Genomic DNA, 22869 nt, shown 5'->3' with positions numbered 1-22869 from the left:
GGTCATGATGGACTGGGTCTCTATTGCTTTCTACGCCTTCTCCGCCATCGCGGTCGTTTCCGCCGGCGCGGTGATCAGCGTGCGCAACCCGGTATACGCGGTGTTGTGCCTGATCCTCACCTTCTTCTCGATGGCCTGCATCTGGCTGCTGGTCGGGGCCGAGTTCCTCGGCGTCACCCTGGTGCTGGTCTACGTCGGCGCGGTGATGGTGCTGTTCCTGTTCGTGGTGATGATGCTCGACATCGACACCAGCCGCCTGCGCGAGGGCTGGGTCAAGTACATGCCGGTCGGTGTCATCGTGGCCGTGGCGATGCTGGCGCAGATGGTCACCCTGATCGGCGTCAAGGCGCGCAGCGCAGCGCCGTTCCCGGCCGACAACGCTGCGGCGCAGGCCGCCGACAGTTCCAACCTGACCTGGCTGGCCAAGAGCCTGTACACCGAGTTCCTGCTGCCGTTCGAATTCGCTGCGGTCATCCTCACCGTGGCGGTGGTGGCGGCAGTGATGCTGACCCTGCGTAAGCGCACCGGCGTCAAGATGCAGAATGCGTCCGAGCAGTCGCGGGTCAAGGCTGGCGATCGCCTGCGCATGGTCAAAATGGCGGTTGAAAAGCCGGTACCGGTCGCTCCGCAGCCGGATGCGATCGACGGACAGGAGGCGAAGTCTTGATTACCTTGGGCCACCTGCTTGGACTGGGTGCGGTGCTGTTTTGCATCTCCCTGGCCGGCATCTTCCTCAACCGCAAGAACGTCATCGTGTTGCTGATGTCGATCGAGTTGATGCTGCTGTCGGTCAACGTCAATTTCATCGCGTTCTCGCGCGAGCTCGGCGACACCGCCGGTCAGCTGTTCGTGTTCTTCATCCTGACCGTTGCCGCCGCGGAGGCCGCCATCGGCCTTGCGATCCTGGTGACTCTGTTCCGTACGCGCCGCACGATCAATGTGGCCGAAGTCGACACGTTGAAGGGCTGACCCGTAGATGGAAATCACTCTCTCCAAGAGTCTGCTGATCGCAGTGGTGCTCGCACCGCTGGTCGGTAGCATCATCGCCGGCCTGTTCGGTCGTCAGGTGGGGCGCAAGGGCGCACAGTACGTCACCATCCTCGGTGTGGCGGTCAGCTGCGTACTGTCGTGCCTGACGCTGTACCAACTGGTGGAGCAGGGCGCCAGCCCCTTCAACCAGAACCTGTACACCTTCTTCGACGTCGGCAACTATTCCGCACACGTCGGTTTCATGGTCGATCGCCTGACTGCGATGATGATGGTGGTGGTGACCTTCGTGTCGCTGCTGGTGCACATCTACACGATCGGCTACATGGAAGAAGACCCGGGCTACCAACGCTTCTTCAGCTATATCTCGTTATTCACCTTCTCCATGCTCACGCTGGTGATGAGCAATAACTTCCTGCAGCTGTTCTTCGGCTGGGAAGCGGTGGGTCTGGTGTCCTACCTGTTGATCGGTTTCTGGTTCAAGCGTCCGACCGCGGTGTTCGCCAACATGAAGGCGTTCCTGGTCAACCGCGTCGGCGACTTCGGCTTCATCCTGGGTATCGCTGGTGTGCTGCTGTGGTTTGGCTCGCTGGATTACTCCACCGTGTTCGCCAACGCCACCACCATGGCCGGTGCCAAGGTGCAGCTGTTCGCCGGCCACGAATGGAGCGTGATGACGCTGATCTGCATCTGCCTGTTCATCGGTGCGATGGGCAAGTCGGCGCAGGTGCCGTTGCACGTGTGGCTGCCCGACTCGATGGAAGGCCCGACCCCGATCTCGGCACTGATCCACGCCGCAACCATGGTCACCGCCGGCATCTTCATGGTGGCGCGCATGTCGCCGCTGTTCGAGCTGTCGGAGACCGCGCTGAACTTCATCCTGTTCATCGGTGCGACCACGGCCTTCTTCACCGGTCTGATCGGCATCGTGCAGAACGACATCAAGCGCGTGGTCGCGTATTCCACGCTGTCGCAGCTCGGGTACATGACTGTGGCGCTGGGTGTGTCGGCCTATTCGGCGGCCGTGTTCCACCTAATGACCCACGCGTTCTTCAAGGCGCTGCTGTTCCTGGCGGCCGGCTCGGTCATCATCGGCATGCACCACGAGCAGGACATGCGCAAGATGGGTGGCCTGCGCAAGTACATGAAGGTGACCTACTGGACCAGCGTGATCGGTACCCTGGCCCTGGTCGGTACGCCGTTCTTCTCCGGCTTCTACTCCAAGGACACCATCATCGAGGCAGCCGCGCACCACGCGCATGAGTCGCATAGCTGGGTCGCGACCTATGGCTACTGGGCGGTGCTCGGCGGCGTGCTGGTGACCAGCTTCTACAGCTTCCGCCTGCTGTTCCTGACCTTCCATGGCAAGGAACGTTTCCGTGATGCGCATGCGCACGACGCCCATGCCCACCACGACAGCGCGCATGCGGATGCCGAGGCTCAGGTACACGCGCACGACAGTCATGCACATGACGCGCATGCCCACGTGACGCATAGCCACGACGACCACGGCCATGGCCATGGCCACCACGGTGCGCACGAGCCGCACGAGTCCAAGTGGGTGGTCACGCTGCCGTTGATCCTGCTGGCGATCCCGTCGATCGCGATCGGCTTCTTTACCATCGGCCCGATGTTGTTCGGCACCGATTGGCAGGGGCATCACGCGGCGCATGCGATCCAGGGCCAGGCAGTCTCGTTCTTCACCGGCATCGTCGATTTCTACGACCCGGCGCGCGATACCGTTGGCGCCCTGGCCGAGGAATTCCACGGCCCGGTGGCCTTCGCACTGCACGGCATGACGGCGGCGCCGTTCTTCCTGACCGTTGCCGGGCTGTTGCTGGCGGCGCTGTTCTACCTGTGGAAGCCGGAACTGGCCACCAGGTCGCGCAAGGCGTTCGCACCGCTCGTGTGGCTGCTGGAGAACAAGTACGGCTTCGACAAGCTCTGGATCAATGGCTTCGCCGGTGGCGGCGTTGTCCTTGGCAAGGCGTCACGTGCGGTCGATACCCATGTGGTCGACGGTGCGGTCGTCAATGGTTCTGCCCGACTGATCGACCTGGCTGCAAATGTGCTGCGTCGCACGCAATCCGGTTTCCTCTATCACTACGCCTTCGCAATGATCATCGGTTTGATCGCCTTGTTGGCGGTACTGATGCATTTCTGGCGTTGACCTGTACGGAATAAGAAAACGTGTCGAACTGGCCTTTACTGTCTATCTTGATCTGGCTGCCGATTATCGGTGGCGCCCTGATCCTTGCGTTGCGCAACGCCGAGACTGCCCGCTGGGCGGCGCTGGCGGTGGCGGTGGCGACCTTCGTGCTCAGCCTGCCGCTGCTGGGCTACGACACGGCCAACGACGCCCTGCAGTTCGTCGAGCTGCATGCCTGGATCCCGGCCTACAACATCGGCTACAACCTGGGCGTGGACGGCATTGCGGTTGCGTTGATCGTGCTGACCACGCTGGTGACGGTACTGGCATTGATCGGTGCCTGGCGCTCGATCGACAAGCGCGTCAACCAGTACGTGGCTGCGTTCCTGATCCTGGAGGGCGTCACCGTCGGTATCTTCGCTGCCACCGATGCGATGCTGTTCTACGTCTTCTTCGAAGCCATGCTGATCCCGATGTTCCTGATCATCGGCGTCTGGGGCGGCCCGCGGCGTATCTACGCGGCGATGAAGTTCTTCCTGTACACCTTCCTCGGCTCGGTGCTGATGTTGGTCGGCCTGGTCTACCTGTACCTGAAGGGTGGCAGCTTCCAGCTGGCCGACCTGTACGCACTGCAGCTGACCGCCAAGGAACAGACCTGGATCTTCTTCGCCTTCCTGATCGCCTTCGCAGTCAAGGTGCCGATGTTCCCGGTGCACACCTGGCTGCCGGATGCGCACGTGGAAGCGCCGACCGCCGGCTCGGTGATCCTGGCGGCGATCGCGCTGAAGATCGGCGGCTACGGCTTCCTGCGCTTCAATCTGCCGATCGTGCCGGATGCCAGTCATGAGTTTGCCTGGCTGGTCATTACGCTCTCGCTGATCGCGGTGATCTACGTCGGCCTGGTTGCACTGGTCCAGGACGACATGAAGAAGCTGGTGGCCTATTCGTCTATCGCGCACATGGGTTTCGTCACCCTCGGCACCTTCATCGCGTTTACCCTGGTGCGCGAGTACGGCAGCACAGACGCTGCCCGCCTGGGCCTGCAGGGTGCGATGGTGCAGATGATCTCGCACGGCTTCGTCTCCGGCGCGATGTTCTCCTGCATTGGTGTGCTGTACGACCGCATGCATACCCGGCGCATCGCCGATTACGGCGGCGTGGTCAACGTGATGCCGTGGTTCGCCACCTTCGCCATGCTGTTCTTCATGGCCAATGCCGGCCTGCCGGGTACCAGCGGTTTCGTCGGCGAGTTCATGGTGATCCTGGCCAGCTTCCAGAAACACCCGCTGGTGGCCCTTGCCGCCGCCACCACGCTGGTGATCACCGCCGCCTATACGCTGTGGCTGTACAAGCGCGTGTTCTTCGGTGAAGTGGCCAATGCGCACGTGGCCGAGTTGAAGGACATCAACGGTCGCGAGGTCTTCGTGCTTGGGGTGTTCGCCGCTGGCGTGCTGGCCCTGGGCGTGTATCCGAAGCCGCTGACCGATCTGATGGAACCATCGATCGCCAAGCTGGCGACCCAGATTGCTGCGACCAAGCTCTAACGGCTTGCCGTCCGTTTTGATTTCCAGGATTTGATGATGACCACGCCAACGCTCGCGCCGTTGACCACCGCTGACCTGGCTCCGCTCGTACCGGAGCTGGTGTTGATCGGCGGCGCCTTCGCCCTGCTGATGCTCGACCTGTTCGTGAGCCAGCGGAACAAGGTCTGGACCCACCTGTTCTCCGTTGCCGTCCTGGCCGTGGTGCTCGTACTGCTGGCGACCGGTACGGGCGGGCAGGGCGAGATCTTCAGTGGCATGTTCGTGCGCGATACCGCCGCCGACGTGATGAAGACCGTGATCGTGCTCGTCAGTGGCCTGAGCCTGGTGTACGGCTGGAGCTACCTGCGTGAACGCAATCTCTATCAGGGCGAAATCCCGGTGCTGGTGCTGTTCGCCACTGCCGGCATGATGCTGCTGGCCTCGGCCGGCAGCCTGCTCATGGTGTATCTGGGTCTGGAGTTGCTGGCGCTGTGTTCGTATGCGCTGGTCGCGTCCAACCGCGACAACGGGCTGGCCACCGAAGCGGCGATGAAGTATTTCGTGCTCGGTTCGCTGGCCTCGGGCCTGCTGCTGTACGGTATGTCGCTGGTCTACGGTGCCACCGGCACCTTGAGCCTGGCCGGCATCCACGACGCCATCGAAGGCTCGGGCGAGCGTACCCTGTTGCTGACCGGCACCATCTTCATGATTGCCGGCGTGGCCTTCAAGCTGGGCGCCGCGCCGTTCCATATGTGGCTGCCCGACGTCTACCAGGGCGCACCTGCGCCGATTGCGCTGTTCATCAGCTCGGCACCCAAGCTGGCCGCGTTCGGGATGGCGTATCGCCTTCTGGAAGTAGGCATGGGCCCGTTGTCGCCGCAATGGCACCTGTTGATCGGCGGTCTGTCGGCGGTGTCGCTGGTGATCGGCAACCTGATGGCCATTGCGCAGAGCAACCTCAAGCGCATGCTGGCTTATTCCACCGTTTCCCACATCGGCTTCCTGCTGATGGGTGTGGCCGGTGGCGGAGAAGAGGGCTATTCGGCCGCGATGTTCTATGCGGTGAGCTACACCATCATGTCGACCGCCTCGTTCGGGGCCATCATTGCGCTGTCGCGCAATGGCTTCGAAGCCGAGAACATCGACGACTTCAAAGGCCTCAACGCGCGTAACCCGTGGATGGCCGGCCTGGTGCTGTGCATCATGGCGTCGCTGGCAGGCATCCCGCCGTTCCTCGGCTTCTGGACCAAGCTGGCCGTGCTCGGCGCCGCGGTGCGGGGCGACATGTTGTGGCTGGCCCTGGTCGGTGTGATCTGTGCAGTGATCGGCGCCTACTACTATCTGCGCGTCATCAAGGTCATGTACTTCGATGAGCCGGTCGGCGAGCCGCTGCCGGCCAACAACGACCGCGTGCTGGGCACCGTGCTGGGCGTCAATGCGCTGGCCTTGCTTGCGCTGGGCGTGGCATGGAACCCGATCATGGTGTGGTGCCAGCGCGCATTCGCAGGCCTCGCATAGCGTCTTGCGTGCGCATCCGGCCATGCGCGTCGTGCTCGGCCGATGTATGGCGCAATGAATCGATGTCGTGATGAGTGTTTCGTTTTTGTTGCATTGCGGTTATCATGTGCCGCGACGTTGAACAGCCGCCACGGTGTCCAACAGATGAAAAACTAGGGCTTGCAATTGCCGCTCAAGTTCTTCATAATTCCGCTTCTGCTGCGGGGTGGAGCAGTCTGGCAGCTCGTCGGGCTCATAACCCGAAGGTCGCAGGTTCAAATCCTGCCCCCGCTACCAAGTTTCGAATTGTTGCTTTACCGCAGTGATTCAATGTCTTGGATCGTAAGGACGCATGTTCCCGTCCTTGCGCCGACCCTGAGAGGTCGGGCTTTTTTCACGCAAGGGGCCCATCGGGCCCCTTGTTTTTTCCGGAACCGGAAAGTTTGCTGCCGGTTGCCGGGGTATTACTGGCAATCATCTGATCAGGGCAGTCTGTGAGCGAAAAAGCGACCGAAATCGCCAATCTGCTGAGTCCAACGGTTGAGTCCCTGGGCTTGGAGCTGCTGGGCGTGGAATATCTTCCCGCTCCGGGTGGCGCGACATTGCGTCTGTACATCGATGTGCCGCTGGCCGAACAGCCCGAGCGCGTGATCAACGTCGACGACTGCGAGCGCGTGAGCCGGGAAGTGTCTGCCCAGCTCGATGTCGAAGACCCTATCAGCGGCAACTACACCCTGGAAGTGTCCTCGCCGGGTGTCGATCGTCCCTTGTTCACCCTCGAGCAGTTCGGCCGCCATGCAGGCGAGTCGGCCAAGATCGTGTTGAAGCTGGCGCAGGATGGTCGGCGCCGCTTCCAGGGCCAGATCGTGCGGATCGAGCCCGCCGCCGATGCGGTGGTGTTCGCCATCGACGGCAAGGACGTGAAGATCGGCTTCGACAACATCGACAAGGCGCGCATCGTGCCGGATTGGGTCGCGCTGGGTCTGGCACCGCAAAAACCGAATAAGCCCGGCCCGAAAAAACCCGGGCACGACAAGAAGAAACCATCCAACGAGTCGGCGGCCGGCAAGCCGCGCGCGGAGTGACGAAATGAGCAAGGAACTTTTGCTGGTAGTGGATGCGGTGGCCAACGAGAAGGGCGTGCCGCGCGAGGTGATCTTCGATGCGATCGAGGCCGCACTGGCGTCCGCAGCGAAGAAGCGCTATCCCGACCAGGACGTGCTGACGCGCGTGACCATCGATCACAAGGACGGTAACTACGAGACCTTCCGCCGTTGGGAAGTGGTAGCCGACGATGTCGTGATGGAGTCGCCTGACCGCCAGGTGCGCCTGATGGATGCCGTCGACGAAGCCGACGGCGTGGAAGTGGGCGACTACATCGAAGAGCAGATCGAAAACCCCGATTTCGGCCGTATCGCCGCCCAGGCCGCCAAGCAGGTGATCGTGCAGCGCGTGCGCGAGGCCGAGCGCCAGCAGGTGGTCGATGCGTGGAAAGATCGTGTCGGTGAGCTGATCACCGGTGTGGTCAAGCGCGCCGAGCGCGGCAACATCTTTGTCGATCTCGGCGGTAATGCCGAAGCCTTTATCCCGAAGGACAAGGGCATTCCGCGCGACGTGCTGCGCCCCGGCGACCGCGTGCGCGGCTACCTGGCCGAAGTGCGCTCCGAGCCGCGTGGACCGCAGCTGTTCATCAGCCGCGCCGCACCCGAATTCATGATCGAGCTGTTCAAGCTGGAAGTGCCGGAAGTGGGGCAGGGCCTGGTCGAGATCAAGGCCTGCGCACGCGATCCGGGCGATCGCGCCAAGATCGCGGTGATTGCGCACGACACCCGCACCGATCCCATCGGCGCCTGCATCGGCATGCGCGGTTCGCGCGTGCAGGCGGTGTCCAACGAGCTCAACGGCGAGCGCGTGGACATCGTATTGTGGAACGAGAACCCGGCCAACTTCGTGATCAATGCGATGGCGCCTGCCGAAGTGCAGTCGATCATCGTCGACGAAGAAAAGCATTCGATGGATCTGGCCGTGGCCGAGGATCGCCTGGCCCAGGCGATCGGCAAGGGGGGCCAGAACGTACGCCTGGCCAGCCGCCTGACCGGCTGGCAGCTCAACGTGATGACCGCCGACCAGGTGGCCGCCAAGTCCGAGGCTGAACAGGCATCGGCGCGCCAGCTGTTCATGGACCGCCTGGAAGTGGACGAGGAAATCTCGGCCATCCTGGTGTCCGAAGGCTTCAACACGGTCGAAGAAATCGCCTACGTGCCGGTCGGCGAGTTGCTGGCGGTGGAAGGCTTCGACGAGGACATCGTCGAGGAGCTGCGTGCCCGTGCCCGCGATGCGTTGCTCAACGCCGCGCTGGCCGAGGAAGAAGGCCTGGAAGGAACTCAGCCCACCGAGGACCTGCTGGCGCTGGAGGGGATGGACGAGGAGACGGCCTTTGCTCTGGCCGAGCACGGCGTGCGTACCAGCGAGGACCTGTCCGACCTGGCCGCGGACGAGATCGTCGACTTCGGCATCGAGGGCATGACCCAGGAGCGCGCCGCGGCGCTGATCCTGGCGGCCCGCGCCGAGGAGATCGCCCGTTTGGAGCGCGGCGAATGAGCCGGCAATGAACCGCGCCCTGACCCCATCAGGGCTTAGAATCAGCGTATCCCTTGCTCTGGGCGAGGGGGCGCCAACCAGATCATAGGATCCGAATGTCGCAGCAAACCACCATCCGCAAGCTTGCCGAACTGGTCAATACGCCGGTCGATAAACTGCTGGTTCAACTGGCCGAGGCCGGAATGAAGTTCAGCGGTCCCGACCAGGTCGTGACCAGCACCGAGAAGATGAAACTGCTTGGCTTCCTGCGCCGCACGCATGGCAAGGCCGACACGCCGGCCGAAGCGGCGAGCGAAGCAGCCAAGAAGATCACGCTCAACCGGCGCAAGCTGCAGGAAGTCACGGTCAACGCCGGCCGCACCAAGACCACGGTCAACGTGGAAGTGCGGCAGAAGCGCACCTACGTGAAATCCGAGAACGAAGGCAGCGGCCGCGCAGCGCCGATGACGCCGGACGAAGAGCGCGCCGACATTCTGCGCAAGCTCGAGGAATCGCGTAAGCGCAACCTCGACGAGCAGCAGCGCCTGGCCGAAAGCGACCGTGTGCGCGATGAAGCGATCCAGCGCAAGCGCGACGAGGAGCAGGCCGCAAAGGACCGCGCAGAAGCCGAGCGCAAGGCTGCCGAGGAAGCCGCTGCGGCTGCCAGCGCGCCGGCCCCGGTGGCTGCCGCGCCGACGCCGTCTGCGGCGCCCGCCGCACGTGCGCCGTCGTCGCCGTCTTCCGCTCCGCGTCCGGCTCGCCCTACAGGTGCGTCGCCGGCTTCGCGTCCGGCCACGCCGGCACGTCCGGACGATCGCAACAACGCGGCCAAGCACAAGACGCGCGGTTCGCACGTCATGGTGGCCGGCGTCGAAGACGACGATGCGACCAAGCGTTTCGCTGGTCAGCTGCATCTGTCGGCGGCCGACCGTGCGCGCCGTTCCAACGTGCGCGGCAAGCCGACCGGTCGCCCGGGTTCGTCGTCGTCGCGTCGTGGCAACGACGGTGGTCGTGGTGGCAACCAGGCCAACAGCGGTCCGCACGGGTTCGAGCGCCCCACCGCGCCGGTGGTACGTGAAGTGGCGATCGGCGAGACCATCACCGTGGCCGACCTGGCGCAGAAGCTCGCGCTCAAGGGCGGCGACGTGGTCAAGGCGCTGTTCAAGATGGGCGTCATGGCGACCATCACCCAGACCATCGATCACGATACTGCTGCATTGGTGACCGAAGAACTCGGCCACAAGGCCGTGCGCGCCGACAATGCCGACTTCGAGGATGCGCTGCTGGCGCACGCCGAGGACGCGCAGGGCGATGCCACGCCGCGTCCGCCGGTGGTGACCATCATGGGTCACGTCGATCACGGCAAGACCTCGCTGCTGGATTACATCCGTCGCACCAAGATCGCCTCCGGCGAAGCCGGCGGCATCACCCAGCACATCGGTGCCTACCACGTCGAAACCGGCCGTGGCGTCATCAGCTTCCTGGATACGCCCGGCCATGCTGCGTTTACCTCGATGCGTGCCCGTGGTGCCAAGATCACCGACATCGTGGTGCTGGTGGTTGCCGCCGATGACGGCGTCATGCCGCAGACCAAGGAAGCGGTGGCGCACGCCAGGGCGGCGGGTGTTCCGTTGATCGTGGCGGTGAACAAGATCGACAAGACCGGCGCCGATCCGCTGCGGGTCAAGAACGAATTGCTGGCCGAAAACGTGGTGGCCGAAGAATTCGGCGGCGACACCCAGTTCATCGAAGTGTCGGCCAAGCTCGGTACCGGCGTGGATACGCTGCTGGACGCGATCTCGTTGCAGGCCGAAGTGCTGGAACTCAAGGCGGTGGCCGAAGGCCGCGCCAGCGGTACCGTCATCGAATCCTCGCTGGACAAGGGCCGCGGCCCGGTTGCCACGGTGCTGGTGCAGCAGGGCGCGCTGAAGCGTGGCGATTACCTGGTGTGCGGCATCCAGTATGGCCGCGTGCGTGCGCTGTTCGACGAAACCGGCCACCAGCCGGCATCGGCCGGTCCGTCGATTCCGGTGCAGGTGCTCGGCCTGTCCGGGGTGCCGGAAGCCGGCGACGACTTCGTGGTGGTGGACGACGAGCGTCTGGCCAAGGACGTGGCGCAGCAGCGCGAAACCAAGCGCCGAGAATCGCGTCTGGTCGCCTCGGCCACCAACCGTATGGAAGACATCCTGGCCCAGATGGGCAAGGGCGAAGGTCAGCAGGTGTTGAACCTGGTGATCAAGGCCGACGTGCAGGGCTCGGTGGAGGCGTTGAAGCAGTCGCTGGTCGCCTTGTCCAACGACGACATCCGCATCAACGTGATCCACTCCGGCGTGGGCGGCATCACCGAATCGGACGCCAACTCGGCTGCGGCCTCCAAGGCCACGGTGATCGGCTTCAACGTGCGCGCCGATGCGTCGGCACGCAAGATCGTCGAATCCAACGGCATCGATCTGCGCTACTTCTCGATCATCTATGACGTGATCGATCAGGTGAAGCAGGTGGCGTCCGGCTTGCTCGGCGTGGAGATCCGCGAAGAGATCATCGGTATCGCGCAGGTGCGCGATGTGTTCCGCAGCTCGAAGTTCGGCGCGGTCGCAGGCTGCATGGTGGTCGAAGGCGTGGTCAAGCGCAGCAAGCCGATCCGCGTGCTCCGCGACAGCGTCGTGGTGTTCGAGGGCGAGCTGGAATCGCTGCGTCGCTTCAAGGAAAACGTCGAGGAAGTGCGCAACGGTACCGAGTGCGGTATCGGCGTGAAGGCCTACAACGACGTCAAGGCCGGCGACCAGATCGAGTGCTTCGAGCGTATCGAAGTGGCGCGCACGCTGTAACGAAGACGGGACCGGGGACCCGGGACCGGGGACCCGGGAGAAGCGAAAGCGAAGGCTCTTGCTCTTCCGGGTCCCCGATCTCCGGTCCCCGGTCCCGAACCAAAAGGTTCCAGGCCATGCCAACCAAATCATTCCATCGCACTGACCGCGTCTCCGCGCAGGTGCGTCGCGACCTCGGCACGATCGTGCATGCGGCAGTACGCGACCACGGCCTGCCGTCGGTCAGCGTGTCCGATGTCGAAATCAGCCGCGACCTGGCGCACGCCAAGGTGTTCGTCACCGCGCTGCAGCAGGAACGCTCGGCCGAAGCGGTCAAGGGGCTGAAGGAAATCGCCGGGCAGCTGCGCACGCAACTGGCGCGCGCGATGAAGCTGCGTCACGTGCCCGAGCTGCATTTCCACTACGACGACTCGGTCGACCGTGGGGAACGCATCGACAACCTGTTGCGTGACCTGGACGATGTCGGCCCCGACGCCGCGTCCAGCGACGACGACGCCGAACAGCGCTGAGCGCGGCGTCGCACGGGCCGCCCACGCGGCGGTCCTGATTTTTCGCAGGCGCGTCATGCGCTGATTCGAGCACCGATCCTTTGAAACCCCGCACCGTCTATCGCCCGTTGCACGGCATCCTGTTGCTGGACAAGCCGGCCGGGCTCAGCTCCAACAACGCCTTGCAGGCCGCGCGCCGGCTATTGCGGGCAGAGAAGGGTGGCCACACCGGCAGCCTGGATCCGCTGGCCACCGGTTTGCTGCCGCTGTGCTTCGGCGAAGCCACCAAGATCGCCGGACTATTGCTGGGCGCAGCCAAGGCCTACGACGCCGAGGTGGTGCTGGGCGTGACCACCGACACCGACGATGCCGACGGTCAACCGTTGCGCGAACGCGTAGTGCCGGAATTGAGTCAGGCGCAGCTGCGTGCTGCCCTGCTGCCATTGACTGGCCGCATCCGGCAGCAGGCGCCGATCTACTCGGCACTCAAGCAGGGCGGCGAGCCGTTGTATGCCAAGGCGCGCCGCGGTGAAGCGATCGAGGCGCCGGTGCGCGAGGTCGATGTGCATGCCATCGAGTTGATCGGCTACCAGGCGCCGCGCCTGCAGTTGCGGGTGACCTGTGGCTCGGGCACCTACATCCGCAGCCTTGCCCGCGATCTGGGCGAGGCGCTGGGCTGCGGCGCCCATATCGCCTCGTTGCGACGGTTGTGGGTGGAGCCCTTCCGCACACCGCAGATGATGACGCTGGAGTCCCTGGCCGCTGCGCTGGAGGCCGGTACGCCGGCAGAACGGTTGCTGCTCCCGATCGAGGCCGGGCTGGCTGATTTTGCGCAGATCACCCTGGACCACGTCCACGCCACCCGGTTCCGGATGGGCCAGCGCCTGCGAGACGAGGCCTTTCCGGTCGGCCAGGTCGCCGTGTTCGGCCCGGACGGAACGCCCTCGGGGCTAGGCCTGGTGGACGAGCAGGGGCGGCTGTCGCCGCAGCGCTTGTTCAACGGACTGAACCGGGATCCGGGTTGTTAAGGTTTAGTCAACTTGTTCCCCGCGCTGTGCAACGGTACAATTTCGCGGCCCCGATCGGGGCACCTCAGCGCCAAGCGCGCACATTCCTAGCAAACGGCGAGTCCGACGGTGCGTCATGCACGTTCCTGTCGACCACGCATCTATCGAGAACACATCATGTCCGTCGACACCCAGAAAGTTATTGAAGACAACAAGCGCAGCGCCCAGGACACCGGTTCGCCGGAAGTGCAGGTCGCGCTGCTGACCGCGCGCATCGAGCTGCTGACCGGTCACTTCAAGACCCACAAGAAGGATCACCACAGCCGTCGTGGTCTGCTGCAGATGGTCAATCGTCGCCGCAGCCTGCTCGACTACCTGAAGAAGAAGGACAACGAGCGTTACAAGTCGTTGATCGAGAAGCTCGGCCTGCGCCGCTGATCGAGTCCTACCGCCGCGGCGCAGCGATGCGCCGCGGTTTTGTTTTGGCCTTTCGCAAGATGTCATTGCACCGTTAGTTTCAAGGGCCGGAGCCTCCCGGCCGCCCGTTCTCGGCATGGGTCGACGACGGTCCAACGCAGACAGTTACACCTAAGGAAAAAACCTCCGTGGCAAAAATCACCAAAACCTTCCAGTACGGCAAGCACACCGTCACCCTGGAGACGGGCGAAGTCGCTCGCCAGGCGAGCGGTGCCGTCATCGTCAAGATGGACGACACCGTACTGCTGGTCACCGCCGTCGCCGCAAAGACCGCGCGCGAAGGGCAGGACTTCTTTCCCCTGACGGTCGATTATCAGGAGAAGTTCTATGCCGGCGGCCGCATCCCGGGCGGCTTCTTCAAGCGCGAAGGACGTGCGACCGAGAAGGAGACGTTGATCTCGCGCCTGATCGACCGTCCGATCCGTCCGCTGTTCCCGGAGGACTACAAGAACGAAGTACAGATCATCGCGACCGTGATGTCGATGAACCCGGACATCGACGGCGATATCGCCGCGCTGATCGGCGCATCGGCGGCGTTGTCGCTGGCCGGTACCCCCTTCAACGGCCCGATCGGCGCCGCCAAGGTGGGCTACAAGAACGGCGAATACATTCTCAACCCCACCGTCACCGACCTGAAGGATTCGCAGCTGGAGCTGGTGGTCGCCGGTACCGCCAATGCGGTGCTGATGGTGGAATCCGAAGCGGCGCTGCTGTCGGAAGAAGTGATGCTGGGCGCGGTCACCTTCGGTCATCGCGAGATGCAGAAGGTCATCAATGCGATCAACGAGCTGACCGTCGAAGCCGGCACCAAGCCCAGCACCTGGGTGGCCCCGGCCAAGAACACCGCGCTGATCAACGCGCTGAAGGAAGCGGTCGGCACCCAGCTGGCTGGCGCCTTCCAGGTGCGCGACAAGCTGCAGCGTCGCGACGCCATCTCGGCCATCAAGAAGGACGTGCTGGAGTCGCTGGCCGGCCGCGTCGCTTCCGAAGGCTGGAACACCGCCGAGCTGTCGAAGGAATTCGGCGAGCTGGAATACCGCACCATGCGCGACTCGGTGCTGGACACCAAGGTGCGTATCGACGGCCGTGCACTGGACACCGTGCGCCCGATCTCGGTGCAGGCCGGCGTGCTGCCGCGGACTCATGGCTCGGCGCTGTTCACCCGCGGCGAGACGCAGGCGATCGTGGTCACCACGCTGGGCACCGCCCGCGACGGCCAGGTGATCGATGCGGTCAGCGGCGAGTACAAGGAAAACTTCCTGTTCCACTACAACTTCCCTCCGTACTCGGTGGGCGAGTGTGGCCGTTTCGGTGCGCCGAAGCGTCGCGAGATCGGCCACGGCCGTCTGGCCAAGCGCGGCGTACTCGCGGTGATGCCGAGCCTGGAAGAATTCCCGTACACCATTCGCGTGGTCTCGGAAATCACCGAATCCAACGGTTCTTCGTCGATGGCTTCGGTGTGCGGCTCCTCGCTGGCACTGATGGACGCCGGCGTGCCGGTCAAGGCGCCGGTGGCGGGTATCGCCATGGGCCTGGTGAAGGAAGACGACCGCTTTGTGGTGCTGTCGGACATCCTGGGTGACGAAGATCACCTGGGCGACATGGACTTCAAGGTGGCTGGTACTGCCGAAGGCGTGTCCGCGCTGCAGATGGACATCAAGATCGAAGGCATCACCGAAGAGATCATGAAGCAGGCGTTGCAGCAGGCCAAGGCCGGCCGTCTGCACATCCTGGGCGAGATGTCCAAGGCACTGACCACGCCGCGTCAGGAGCTGAGCGACTACGCGCCGCGTCTGCTGACCATCAAGATCCACCCGGACAAGATCCGCGAAGTGATTGGCAAGGGCGGCTCGACCATCCAGGCGATCACCAAGGAAACCGGCACCCAGATCGATATCCAGGACGATGGCACCATCATCATCGCCTCGGTCAATGCGATCGCTGCGCAGGCGGCGAAGTCGCGCATCGAGCAGATCACCTCGGACGTGGAGCCGGGCCGCATCTACGAAGGCAAGGTCGCCAAGATCATGGACTTCGGCGCCTTCGTCACCATCCTGCCGGGCAAGGACGGCCTGGTGCACGTCTCGCAGATCTCCAGCGAGCGCGTGGAGAAGGTCGGCGACAAGCTGAAGGAAGGCGACGTGGTCCGCGTAAAGGTGCTGGAAGTGGACAAGCAGGGCCGCATCCGTCTGTCGATCAAGGCAGTGGAAGAAGGCGAGGGCGTGCAGGCTTCGGCCGAGTAATCGCCACTGCAGTTCACTGATAAAGCGGGCTTCGGCCCGCTTTTTTTTTGCCGATGATTTTTGCAACAGCAAACAGCAAACAGCAAACAGCGAACCGGATGCAGGCAAGAAAGGCGCGTGCGATCGGGCGGCGCAACGGGCGCGCCGGCCACCGGTCATCGCCGCAACCGGGAGCTTGTCCCTTCTCCCATGCATGGGAGAAGGTGGCGCGCAGCGCCGGATGAGGGCGCATCGGCATCGAGCGTCCTCAATACCCACCATGCGTCCTGCAAGGTCTGACGAGTCAACGGCGGATTCGCCGCCGCCCCAGCCATGCCACGCCCTCACCCAGGACGTGGCTTCCGCCTGTCATTCAGACGGTGGCGTCGGTGCCGGCTGTGCCTCCGGGCGTGCTGGCACGACACGCGGAAAACCTGGCGGCATTGCCTGTTCCTCGGCGATGCAGGCGGTGCGGGCACTGCCTCGATTGGCGTGGGCGCCATCATGGGCGCATCCGGCCTGAGCTTCAGCAAGGCCGCCCAATCGCGTCGGTTGAAATCGCACAATTCTTCCTTGGCCGGCGTGCATTCGCTGGCAATGCCCAGGCTGTCCTCGTTCTGATCCTGGTTGCTGTCCGACTGCGGCGTCGGCAGGACGATGCGGCCGGCGCGGTCCAGCGGCATCTTGCGCATCATCACCGTGTTGAACACGTTGCCGCCGATCAGATACAGGGTGCGATCGCCGCCCACGTTTGCGGCGATCACCACATCGCAATGCGATTGCCAAGGCATCGGTGCGCTGCCGCCCAGCGCGGCTTTCAGGCCTGCGTGGCCGAGCGCCACGCTGCGCCCGCGCAGCAGGCACAGCATGTCGCCGGGCGCAGGTTTTTCCACGGCCGGGTCGGTGAACCGATAGGGGCCGGTGGCGCCGTCGTTGTAGGCGCTGCGGATGTAGTCCAGATGACGCGCCGAACGATGGAAACCGCTCAGCCCGGCCTGCGTCATCACCCAAGAGATGAAGGCGGCCGACCATGGGTTGTCGATCAGGAACGCACGGCAATCGCTGGCGGTGTAGCGCGTGCCGTCCAGTGCGGCGCAGCTGGATGCGCCAGGGCGCCCGCCCATCGAATCGAGCGTGCCGCTATCGCGCCAGTAGCCTGCAACACGCTGCCAGGCCACCACCCCGTGGTCGGCCAGATAACCGGATTCGGCTTCGGTCACGCCCAGGCTGGCCAGCCGGCCCTTGGCATCGATAAACGGACGCTGCCACAAACGATGTTCGTTGCAGGCGCTGCGCACGATGGCGATGGCTGCCGGGCTGGTGCCGAAGCGTGGTGGCACATCGCACACTTCGGCAGCGGTAGCGGCGCTGCCCCATCCGGCAAGCAACAGACAGATCCACGGCCAAGGTCTTGCAGTCATCGAACATCCCGCACGCAATCAATCGTGGCAGGCTGCCAGAGCGGCCGGCGTGCAGGCGTGAAATCAGTACGGCGGCGGCCCGAGCTTGAGCGACAGGTCCACCGCCTGCACGTGCTTGGTCAACCCGCCGATGGAAATGCAGTCCACACCGTCTTGCGCGATGGCGCGGATGCCTGCCAGATCCACGCTGCCGGAGACTTCCAGCGGGATGCGCTGTTGGTGCGGTAGCGCAGCCACCAGCTGCACGGCAGCGCGCCGCATGGCCGGATCGAAATCATCGATGAGGATGCGCGTGCAGCCCACCTGCAAGGCTTCGCGCAGCTGCTCCAGCGTTTCCACTTCCACCACCAGCGGCAACTGCGGCTGTTGCGCACGTGCCGCGTGCACCGCCGCGCTCAGCGAGCCGGCGGCGCGGATGTGGTTTTCCTTCAGCATCACCGTGTCGAACAGGCCGATGCGGTGATTGTCGCCGCCGCCGCAACGCACCGCGTACTTCTGCGCCGCGCGCAGGCCCGGCAGGGTCTTGCGCGTATCCAGGATGCGCGTGCCGGTGCCGGCCACTGCGGCAACATAGGCTGCGGTCGTGGTGGCGGTGGCCGAAAGCGTCTGCAGGAAATTCAGCGAGGTGCGCTCGGCGCTGACCAGGCTGCGGCTGCGGCCCTGCAGGATGGCCAGCACGGTGCCGGCGCTCACGCGCTGGCCTTCGTGGACGTGCCAGTCGATGCGCACGTGCGGATCGAGCGCGCGGTGGGTGGCATCGAACCAGGGGCGACCGGCGATCACCGCCTCCTGCTTGCACAGCAGATAGGCGCTGTCGGCCTGGTCGGGCAATAATGCGGCGGTGACGTCGCCGCTGCCGATATCCTCGGCCAGCGCGCGCGCCACATCGGCGTCGATCACGGCCGCCGGGGGCGCCTCTGGCGCGCTGGTACGCACGGGCGAACTCACTTTTCGGGGAAGTCGGCGATCTGCGCGGTGGCGATGGCCTCTTCGGCCAGCAATACCGGGATGCCGTCGTCGACGCGGAAGATCTGCTTGCGGTCGCGGGTGATCAACGCCTCGCGCAGCGGCTGCGACTGCGCGCTGCCATCGGCGCGCTGCAGGGTTCCGCCTGCGATGGCGGTGTTGAGTGCGTCCAGCCCCTTGCCATCCAGCAGCGAAAGCGGCTGGCGGGTGTCGGGCGAGCACAGCAGGTCGAGCAGTTTGCGATCCATCGAAGTCTTGTCTTGCGTGGAGATTGGCTAGAATACGTCTTTACCGCAGGGCAGGGCCATGACCTCCAACCACTCCGCGCCGCTGGTCGGCATCGTGATGGGCTCCCGTTCGGACTGGGAGACCATGCAACACGCGGCTCAGAAGCTCGATGCGCTGGGCGTGCCCTACGAAGTCAAGGTGGTCTCGGCGCACCGCACGCCGGATGTGCTGTTCACCTACGCCGAGCAGGCTGGTGCGCGCGGCCTGCGCGCGATCATTGCCGGCGCCGGCGGCGCGGCGCACCTGCCGGGCATGCTAGCGGCCAAGACCGCAGTGCCCGTACTGGGCGTGCCGGTGCAGTCCAAGGCGCTCAACGGCATGGATTCGCTGCTGTCGATCGTGCAGATGCCGGCCGGCATCCCGGTGGCGACGTTTGCGATCGGCAACGCCGGCGCCGCAAACGCGGCCTTGTTCGCGGCGGCCATGCTGGCGCCCGAGCAAGTACAGATCGGCGACGCGCTGGCGCAGTTCCGCGCCAGGCAGACCGACGATGTCATGGCCAGCGACGACCCGCGCCAATGACCATGGTCGGCATTCTGGGCGGCGGCCAGCTGGCGCGCATGCTGGTGCTGGCCGGTGCGCCGCTGGGCCTGCGCGTTGCGGTGTTCGACCCGGCCGCCGATGCCTGCGCAGGACAGTTGGCGCCCCTGCAGGTTGGTGGGTTCGACGATACCGCAGCGCTTGCGGCCTTCGCCGCGCAGGCGGAGGTGATCACCTTCGATTTCGAGAACGTACCGGCGGCCAGCGCGCAGCATCTGGCCGCGCAGCTGCCGGTGTTTCCGCGACCGCAGGCGTTGGCGGTCGCGCAGGACCGGCTCAGCGAAAAGACCCTGTTTCGCGAGCTCAGCATCCCGGTGCCAGAGTTCGCTGCAATCGACGATCGTGCCGGCCTGGATGCCGCGCTGGCGCATATTGGTGCGCCCTGCGTGCTCAAGACCCGCCGCTTCGGCTACGACGGCAAGGGCCAGTACCGCATCAGGACGCTTGCCGATGCCGATGCCGCCTGGGACGCGCTCGGCGCGCAGGCGCAGAAGGTTGGGCTGATTCTCGAAGCCTTCGTGCCGTTCCAGCGCGAAGTCAGCGTGGTGGCGGTGCGTGGTCGCGACGGCGAATTCCGCGCCTGGCCGCTGACCGAGAACTGGCATGTGGATGGCGTGCTGTCGGCGAGCCTGGCACCGGCCAGGGTGGATGCCGCCATGCAGGCGCTGGCCGAAACGCATGCGCGCGCAATCGCCCAGGCGCTGGACTACGTGGGCGTGTTCGCGCTGGAGCTGTTCGTGCGCGATGGCGAACTGCTTGCCAACGAGATCGCCCCGCGCGTGCACAACTCCGGCCACTGGACCATCGAAGGCGCCGAGACTTCGCAGTTCGAAAATCATCTGCGTGCGGTGCTTGGCCTGCCATTGGGCAGCACGGCGATGCGAGGGCATGCCTGCATGCTGAACTGGCTGGGCAGCATGCCCGAGGCGGGCGCGTTCCTGGCCGTGCCGGGTGCCCACTGGCACGACTACGGCAAGCAGGCGCGCGAAGGCCGCAAGGTGGGGCATGCCACCGTGCGTGCGGATACGCCGCAGGCGCTGGCGGCTGCATTGGCGCAGGCGGGCAAGGCATTGCGGCGCACTGCGCAGGTCGCGCCGGTTGTCGGGCGTCTGCAGGAAGGTTGAGTGATCGCGCTGCCGCCTGCGCCGCGGCGCACCAGCCAAGCGGTGTGGGGGATGGCTCGCAGGCGAGGGTGTGCGCTGCTGACGCGCATGGGCTGCGCCGCACGCGGGAACCGGTTCGGTTGCCGCTTCGATGGTCAGCTCAGCTCAACCCAATCGGCTGGCCACGAAATCCCAGTTGATCAGCTTCCAGAACGCGTCCAGGTACTGCGCGCGGTCCTGCTGGTAATCCAGGTAATACGCGTGTTCCCAGATGTCGCAGGCGAGCAGCGGCGTGTCCGGTCCGGTCAATGGAGTGGACGCATTGGGCGTGGCGACGATGGCCAGGGTGCCGTCCGGGCGTTGCACCAGCCAGACCCAGCCCGAGCCGAAGGTGCCTAGCGCCACGCGGTTGAATTCCTGCTTGAAATGCGCGAAATCGCCGAACGATTTGCCGATGCGCTCGGCCAGCCTGCCCAGCGGTTCGCCACCGCCGCGCGGGCGCAGGCACTGCCAATAGAAATTGTGGTTCCACACCTGTGCTGCAAGATGGAACAGGCTGCCCTGCGCCTGCCCGATGATCTCGTCCAGGGTCAGCTCGGCGAACTCGCTGCCTTCGATACGGGCGTTGAGTTGCTCGACCTCGCTGCGGTGGCACACATCATGGTGGGCTTGCAGCGTCGCGGCCGATAGATGCGGCTCCAGGGCCGCGCGGGAGTAGGGCAGGGCAAGGTGTTCGATCGGCATGGTGTGCAGGGCAGCGAAGGGAGTCCGGCGGCAGGTCGCGTGAAGGCTTACAATGCGCGCCTTTGCGGAAGTCTATCCGACCCGGCGGTCGGGCCTGCCGCTCCCAGTCAGGAGAGTTCAATGCCGGTGATGGAACGGATCCAGGCCGAAGTCGAGCAGCACCCGATCGTGCTGTTCATGAAGGGCACCCCGCAATACCCGATGTGCGGTTTTTCCAGTCGCGCGGTGCAGGCCCTGGTGGCCGCCGGCGCCGACCAGCTGCGCACGGTCAACGTACTGGAAGAGCCAGAAATACGCGCCAACCTGCCGCGCTATTCCAACTGGCCCACCTTCCCGCAGTTGTTCATCCACGGCGAGTTGATCGGAGGCTGCGACATCACGCTGGAACTGTTCGAAGCCGGCGAACTCAAGCGCATCGTCAGCGAGGCCTACCAGCCGTGAGTGCAGCGCAGTCCGCCGCTTCGGCCGGCCTGACCGGGCGCGTGGTGCTGATCACCGGCGCGGCCGGCGGGCTGGGCAGCGCCGCGGCGCGGGCGTGCGCACAGGCCGGTGCCACGGTGGTGCTGCTGGGGCGCAAGGTGCGCCCGCTCGAACGCGTCTACGACACGGTCGCCGCGCTGGGCGTCGAGCCCTTGCTGTATCCGCTGGACCTGGCCGGCGCCACGCCGGACGACTATGCCGCGCTCGCGCAGCGCCTGCACGCCGAGCTGGGAGGGGTGTCCGGCGTGCTGCATTGTGCAGCCGACTTCGCCGGGCTGACGCCGGCCGAGCTGGCGGCGCCCGATGCCTTCGCCCGCAGCATCCATGTCAACCTCACCGCGCGCGCCTGGCTCACCCAGGCCTGCCTGCCGCTGCTGCGTCAGCAGCACGACGCGGCGGTGGTCTTGGTCGTGGACGACCCGGCGCGTGTCGGCCAGGCCTATTGGGGCGCCTATGGCGCCGCCCAGCATGCGCAGCGTGGTCTGCTCGCCAGCCTGCATCACGAAACCGCCGCTGGCCCGGTGCGTCTCCATGGCCTGCAGCCGGGCCCCATGCGCACCGCCCTGCGCGCGCGTGCCTTCACCCATCAGGAAGACGCCGACGCAGCCGACCCCGCGCGCTATGCCGCTGCCTGCGTCACCTTGTTGTCCATGGCAGGTGCTCCGCACCGCGGTGCGATCTGGAGCCCTTCGGTATGACCATTCTGTCGGCAGCCCTGCTGCTGTTCCTGATCCTCGACCCGTTGGGCAACATCCCGGTGTTTCTCAGCGTGCTCAAACCGCTGCCGCCCAAGCGACAACGCTTCGTGCTGGCGCGCGAACTGCTGATCGCCCTGTGCGTGCTGATGGCCTTCCTATGGGGTGGCAAGTACGCGCTGGAGCTGATGCACCTGCGCCAGGAGTCGGTGGCGATCGCCGGCGGCATCGTGCTGTTCCTGATCGGTATCCGCATGATCTTTCCGCGGCCGGAAGGCCTGATGGGCGAGATTCCCGATGGAGAGCCCTTCATCGTGCCGCTGGCCATCCCGCTGGTGGCCGGTCCCTCGGGCATGGCGGCGGTGATGCTGATGGGCAGCAACGAGCCCACCCGGCTGTGGGACTGGAGCCTGGCGCTGATGATCGCCTGGATCGGCGCCTCCTCGATCCTGGCTTCCGCACCGCTGCTGTACAAGCTGCTGGGTCACCGCGCACTCACCGCGGTCGAACGCCTGATGGGCATGTTGCTGGTGGCGATCTCGGTGCAGATGTTCCTGGATGGCCTGGGGACGTATTTCAAGTTACCGGTGTCGATTTAAGGCGCTGATGGAGTAGGGGCGTCGCACATCTGGATGCGGGCGCTCTGGGGATGTAGATGCGCTGGGGAAGGCATGGCGCTGCTCGGACGCATTCGATTGCCATGCCTTGTGCGCCGCGAGCGCCTTGATGGCGAGTCTGTCCGGAGAGAGCAATAGTGCGCTGTCTGGCCCAACCGGCGGTGGCGGGGCGATAAAGGGCGCACGCATCGACAATGCGTCCCCCGGACTCTTGTCGAGCAGTGCGAGCTCCACGCATGCGGAAGGTTGCCAAGCCA

General features: G+C 64.9%; 21 protein-coding genes, 1 tRNA gene and 1 pseudogene. 18 read left to right on the top strand and 5 right to left on the bottom strand.

Going from position 1 to position 22869, the window contains the following annotated elements:
- Nucleotides 1-4: 4 nt before the first annotated feature.
- The 13 genes from XcodCFBP4690_RS16525 (at nt 5) to pnp (ending at nt 15779) form a co-directional block, all read left to right on the top strand.
- The gene (locus tag XcodCFBP4690_RS16525; RefSeq protein WP_208622759.1) at nt 5-667 is read left to right on the top strand and encodes an NADH-quinone oxidoreductase subunit J; all 663 of its coding nucleotides are present in this window, start codon (nt 5-7) and stop codon (nt 665-667) included.
- Nucleotides 664-969, top strand: a complete 306-nt coding sequence (nuoK, locus tag XcodCFBP4690_RS16520) for an NADH-quinone oxidoreductase subunit NuoK (protein WP_005914274.1) — start codon at nt 664-666, stop codon at nt 967-969. Before XcodCFBP4690_RS16525 ends, nuoK begins: the two co-directional genes overlap by 4 nt.
- A gap of 7 nt (nt 970-976) precedes the next feature.
- Nucleotides 977-3157 (top strand): NADH-quinone oxidoreductase subunit L, encoded by a 2181-nt coding sequence (nuoL, locus tag XcodCFBP4690_RS16515; RefSeq protein WP_104542564.1) that lies wholly within the window; start codon nt 977-979, stop codon nt 3155-3157.
- 20 nt (nt 3158-3177) lie between these two features.
- Nucleotides 3178-4680 carry an NADH-quinone oxidoreductase subunit M gene (locus XcodCFBP4690_RS16510; RefSeq protein ID WP_104542562.1) on the top strand — a complete coding sequence of 501 codons (1503 nt, stop codon included), beginning with the start codon at nt 3178-3180 and terminating at the stop codon, nt 4678-4680.
- 36 nt (nt 4681-4716) lie between these two features.
- On the top strand, nt 4717-6177 hold the full coding sequence (nuoN, locus tag XcodCFBP4690_RS16505) for an NADH-quinone oxidoreductase subunit NuoN (protein ID WP_104542602.1): 1461 nt from the start codon (nt 4717-4719) through the stop codon (nt 6175-6177).
- Between the two features lie 199 nt (nt 6178-6376).
- Nucleotides 6377-6453 (top strand) — tRNA-Met (locus tag XcodCFBP4690_RS16500).
- A gap of 197 nt (nt 6454-6650) precedes the next feature.
- Nucleotides 6651-7241: a ribosome maturation factor RimP gene (gene rimP, locus XcodCFBP4690_RS16495; RefSeq protein WP_104542560.1), complete on the top strand. Its 591-nt coding sequence runs from the start codon at nt 6651-6653 to the stop codon at nt 7239-7241.
- Nucleotides 7242-7245: 4 nt separating this feature from the next.
- Nucleotides 7246-8757, top strand: coding sequence for a transcription termination factor NusA (gene nusA / locus XcodCFBP4690_RS16490; RefSeq protein WP_104542558.1), 1512 nt, complete (start codon nt 7246-7248; stop codon nt 8755-8757).
- Between the two features lie 95 nt (nt 8758-8852).
- Nucleotides 8853-11564, top strand: coding sequence for a translation initiation factor IF-2 (gene infB, locus XcodCFBP4690_RS16485; RefSeq protein WP_167394674.1), 2712 nt, complete (start codon nt 8853-8855; stop codon nt 11562-11564).
- 116 nt (nt 11565-11680) lie between these two features.
- A complete protein-coding gene (rbfA, locus tag XcodCFBP4690_RS16480) occupies nt 11681-12073 on the top strand; it encodes a 30S ribosome-binding factor RbfA (RefSeq protein WP_104542554.1) in 393 nt (130 codons plus the stop codon).
- Between the two features lie 80 nt (nt 12074-12153).
- Nucleotides 12154-13080, top strand: a complete 927-nt coding sequence (gene truB / locus XcodCFBP4690_RS16475; RefSeq protein WP_104542552.1) for a tRNA pseudouridine(55) synthase TruB — start codon at nt 12154-12156, stop codon at nt 13078-13080.
- Nucleotides 13081-13236: 156 nt separating this feature from the next.
- Nucleotides 13237-13497, top strand: a complete 261-nt coding sequence (rpsO, locus tag XcodCFBP4690_RS16470) for a 30S ribosomal protein S15 (protein WP_003485583.1) — start codon at nt 13237-13239, stop codon at nt 13495-13497.
- A gap of 167 nt (nt 13498-13664) precedes the next feature.
- Nucleotides 13665-15779 carry a polyribonucleotide nucleotidyltransferase gene (gene pnp / locus XcodCFBP4690_RS16465; RefSeq protein WP_104542550.1) on the top strand — a complete coding sequence of 705 codons (2115 nt, stop codon included), beginning with the start codon at nt 13665-13667 and terminating at the stop codon, nt 15777-15779.
- Between the two features lie 13 nt (nt 15780-15792).
- Here pnp and XcodCFBP4690_RS22505 read toward each other — a convergent pair whose 3' ends face one another.
- From XcodCFBP4690_RS22505 to XcodCFBP4690_RS16450, 4 genes and pseudogenes are all read right to left on the bottom strand, one after another.
- Nucleotides 15793-16017: a hypothetical protein gene (locus tag XcodCFBP4690_RS22505; RefSeq protein ID WP_146091927.1), complete on the bottom strand. Its 225-nt coding sequence runs from the start codon at nt 16015-16017 to the stop codon at nt 15793-15795.
- Nucleotides 16018-16127: 110 nt separating this feature from the next.
- A pseudogene (locus XcodCFBP4690_RS16460) lies at nt 16128-17179 on the bottom strand (DUF2272 domain-containing protein).
- 63 nt (nt 17180-17242) lie between these two features.
- Nucleotides 17243-18115, bottom strand: a complete 873-nt coding sequence (nadC, locus tag XcodCFBP4690_RS16455) for a carboxylating nicotinate-nucleotide diphosphorylase (protein WP_104542600.1) — start codon at nt 18113-18115, stop codon at nt 17243-17245.
- Nucleotides 18116-18123: 8 nt separating this feature from the next.
- Nucleotides 18124-18393 carry a Trm112 family protein gene (locus XcodCFBP4690_RS16450; RefSeq protein ID WP_104542548.1) on the bottom strand — a complete coding sequence of 90 codons (270 nt, stop codon included), beginning with the start codon at nt 18391-18393 and terminating at the stop codon, nt 18124-18126.
- 58 nt (nt 18394-18451) lie between these two features.
- Between XcodCFBP4690_RS16450 and purE the strand changes: the two genes are divergently transcribed.
- Both purE and XcodCFBP4690_RS16440 read left to right on the top strand, forming a co-directional pair.
- The gene (purE, locus tag XcodCFBP4690_RS16445; RefSeq protein WP_104542546.1) at nt 18452-18955 is read left to right on the top strand and encodes a 5-(carboxyamino)imidazole ribonucleotide mutase; all 504 of its coding nucleotides are present in this window, start codon (nt 18452-18454) and stop codon (nt 18953-18955) included.
- Entirely contained in the window at nt 18952-20097 is a 1146-nt protein-coding gene (locus XcodCFBP4690_RS16440; RefSeq protein WP_104542544.1) for a 5-(carboxyamino)imidazole ribonucleotide synthase, read from the top strand. The genes purE and XcodCFBP4690_RS16440 overlap by 4 nt, the downstream gene beginning before the upstream one ends.
- A gap of 144 nt (nt 20098-20241) precedes the next feature.
- On the opposite strand, the gene XcodCFBP4690_RS16435 is transcribed toward XcodCFBP4690_RS16440, so the two are convergent.
- Nucleotides 20242-20820: a superoxide dismutase gene (locus XcodCFBP4690_RS16435; protein WP_104542542.1), complete on the bottom strand. Its 579-nt coding sequence runs from the start codon at nt 20818-20820 to the stop codon at nt 20242-20244.
- Nucleotides 20821-20940: 120 nt separating this feature from the next.
- On the opposite strand from XcodCFBP4690_RS16435, the gene grxD reads away from it, so the two are divergent.
- Genes grxD through XcodCFBP4690_RS16420 form a run of 3 tightly spaced genes read left to right on the top strand, consistent with a single transcriptional unit; the run spans nt 20941 to nt 22594 of the window.
- Nucleotides 20941-21261, top strand: a complete 321-nt coding sequence (gene grxD, locus XcodCFBP4690_RS16430; RefSeq protein WP_104542540.1) for a Grx4 family monothiol glutaredoxin — start codon at nt 20941-20943, stop codon at nt 21259-21261.
- Entirely contained in the window at nt 21258-21998 is a 741-nt protein-coding gene (locus XcodCFBP4690_RS16425) for an SDR family NAD(P)-dependent oxidoreductase (protein ID WP_104542538.1), read from the top strand. Before grxD ends, XcodCFBP4690_RS16425 begins: the two co-directional genes overlap by 4 nt.
- On the top strand, nt 21995-22594 hold the full coding sequence (locus XcodCFBP4690_RS16420) for a YhgN family NAAT transporter (RefSeq protein WP_039407493.1): 600 nt from the start codon (nt 21995-21997) through the stop codon (nt 22592-22594). Before XcodCFBP4690_RS16425 ends, XcodCFBP4690_RS16420 begins: the two co-directional genes overlap by 4 nt.
- Nucleotides 22595-22869: the final 275 nt, after the last annotated feature.

The sequence above is a fragment of the Xanthomonas codiaei genome, assembly GCF_002939785.1.
Lineage (GTDB): Bacteria > Pseudomonadota > Gammaproteobacteria > Xanthomonadales > Xanthomonadaceae > Xanthomonas > Xanthomonas codiaei.
This window is presented reverse-complemented; position numbering and strand designations above follow the sequence as displayed.

Excerpts from the sequence above, each read along its gene's own strand:
- XcodCFBP4690_RS16525 (WP_208622759.1), top strand. The coding sequence starts at position 5 with ATGATGGACTGGGTCTCTATTGCTTTCTACGCCTTCTCCGCCATCGCG.
- nuoL (WP_104542564.1), top strand. The coding sequence starts at position 977 with ATGGAAATCACTCTCTCCAAGAGTCTGCTGATCGCAGTGGTGCTCGCA.
- nuoN (WP_104542602.1), top strand. The coding sequence starts at position 4,717 with ATGACCACGCCAACGCTCGCGCCGTTGACCACCGCTGACCTGGCTCCG.
- nusA (WP_104542558.1), top strand. The coding sequence starts at position 7,246 with ATGAGCAAGGAACTTTTGCTGGTAGTGGATGCGGTGGCCAACGAGAAG.
- infB (WP_167394674.1), top strand. The coding sequence starts at position 8,853 with ATGTCGCAGCAAACCACCATCCGCAAGCTTGCCGAACTGGTCAATACG.
- rbfA (WP_104542554.1), top strand. The coding sequence starts at position 11,681 with ATGCCAACCAAATCATTCCATCGCACTGACCGCGTCTCCGCGCAGGTG.
- rpsO (WP_003485583.1), top strand. The coding sequence starts at position 13,237 with ATGTCCGTCGACACCCAGAAAGTTATTGAAGACAACAAGCGCAGCGCC.
- XcodCFBP4690_RS22505 (WP_146091927.1), bottom strand. The coding sequence starts at position 16,017 with ATGCCGATGCGCCCTCATCCGGCGCTGCGCGCCACCTTCTCCCATGCA.
- XcodCFBP4690_RS16450 (WP_104542548.1), bottom strand. The coding sequence starts at position 18,393 with ATGGATCGCAAACTGCTCGACCTGCTGTGCTCGCCCGACACCCGCCAG.
- purE (WP_104542546.1), top strand. The coding sequence starts at position 18,452 with ATGACCTCCAACCACTCCGCGCCGCTGGTCGGCATCGTGATGGGCTCC.
- XcodCFBP4690_RS16440 (WP_104542544.1), top strand. The coding sequence starts at position 18,952 with ATGACCATGGTCGGCATTCTGGGCGGCGGCCAGCTGGCGCGCATGCTG.
- XcodCFBP4690_RS16435 (WP_104542542.1), bottom strand. The coding sequence starts at position 20,820 with ATGCCGATCGAACACCTTGCCCTGCCCTACTCCCGCGCGGCCCTGGAG.
- grxD (WP_104542540.1), top strand. The coding sequence starts at position 20,941 with ATGCCGGTGATGGAACGGATCCAGGCCGAAGTCGAGCAGCACCCGATC.
- XcodCFBP4690_RS16420 (WP_039407493.1), top strand. The coding sequence starts at position 21,995 with ATGACCATTCTGTCGGCAGCCCTGCTGCTGTTCCTGATCCTCGACCCG.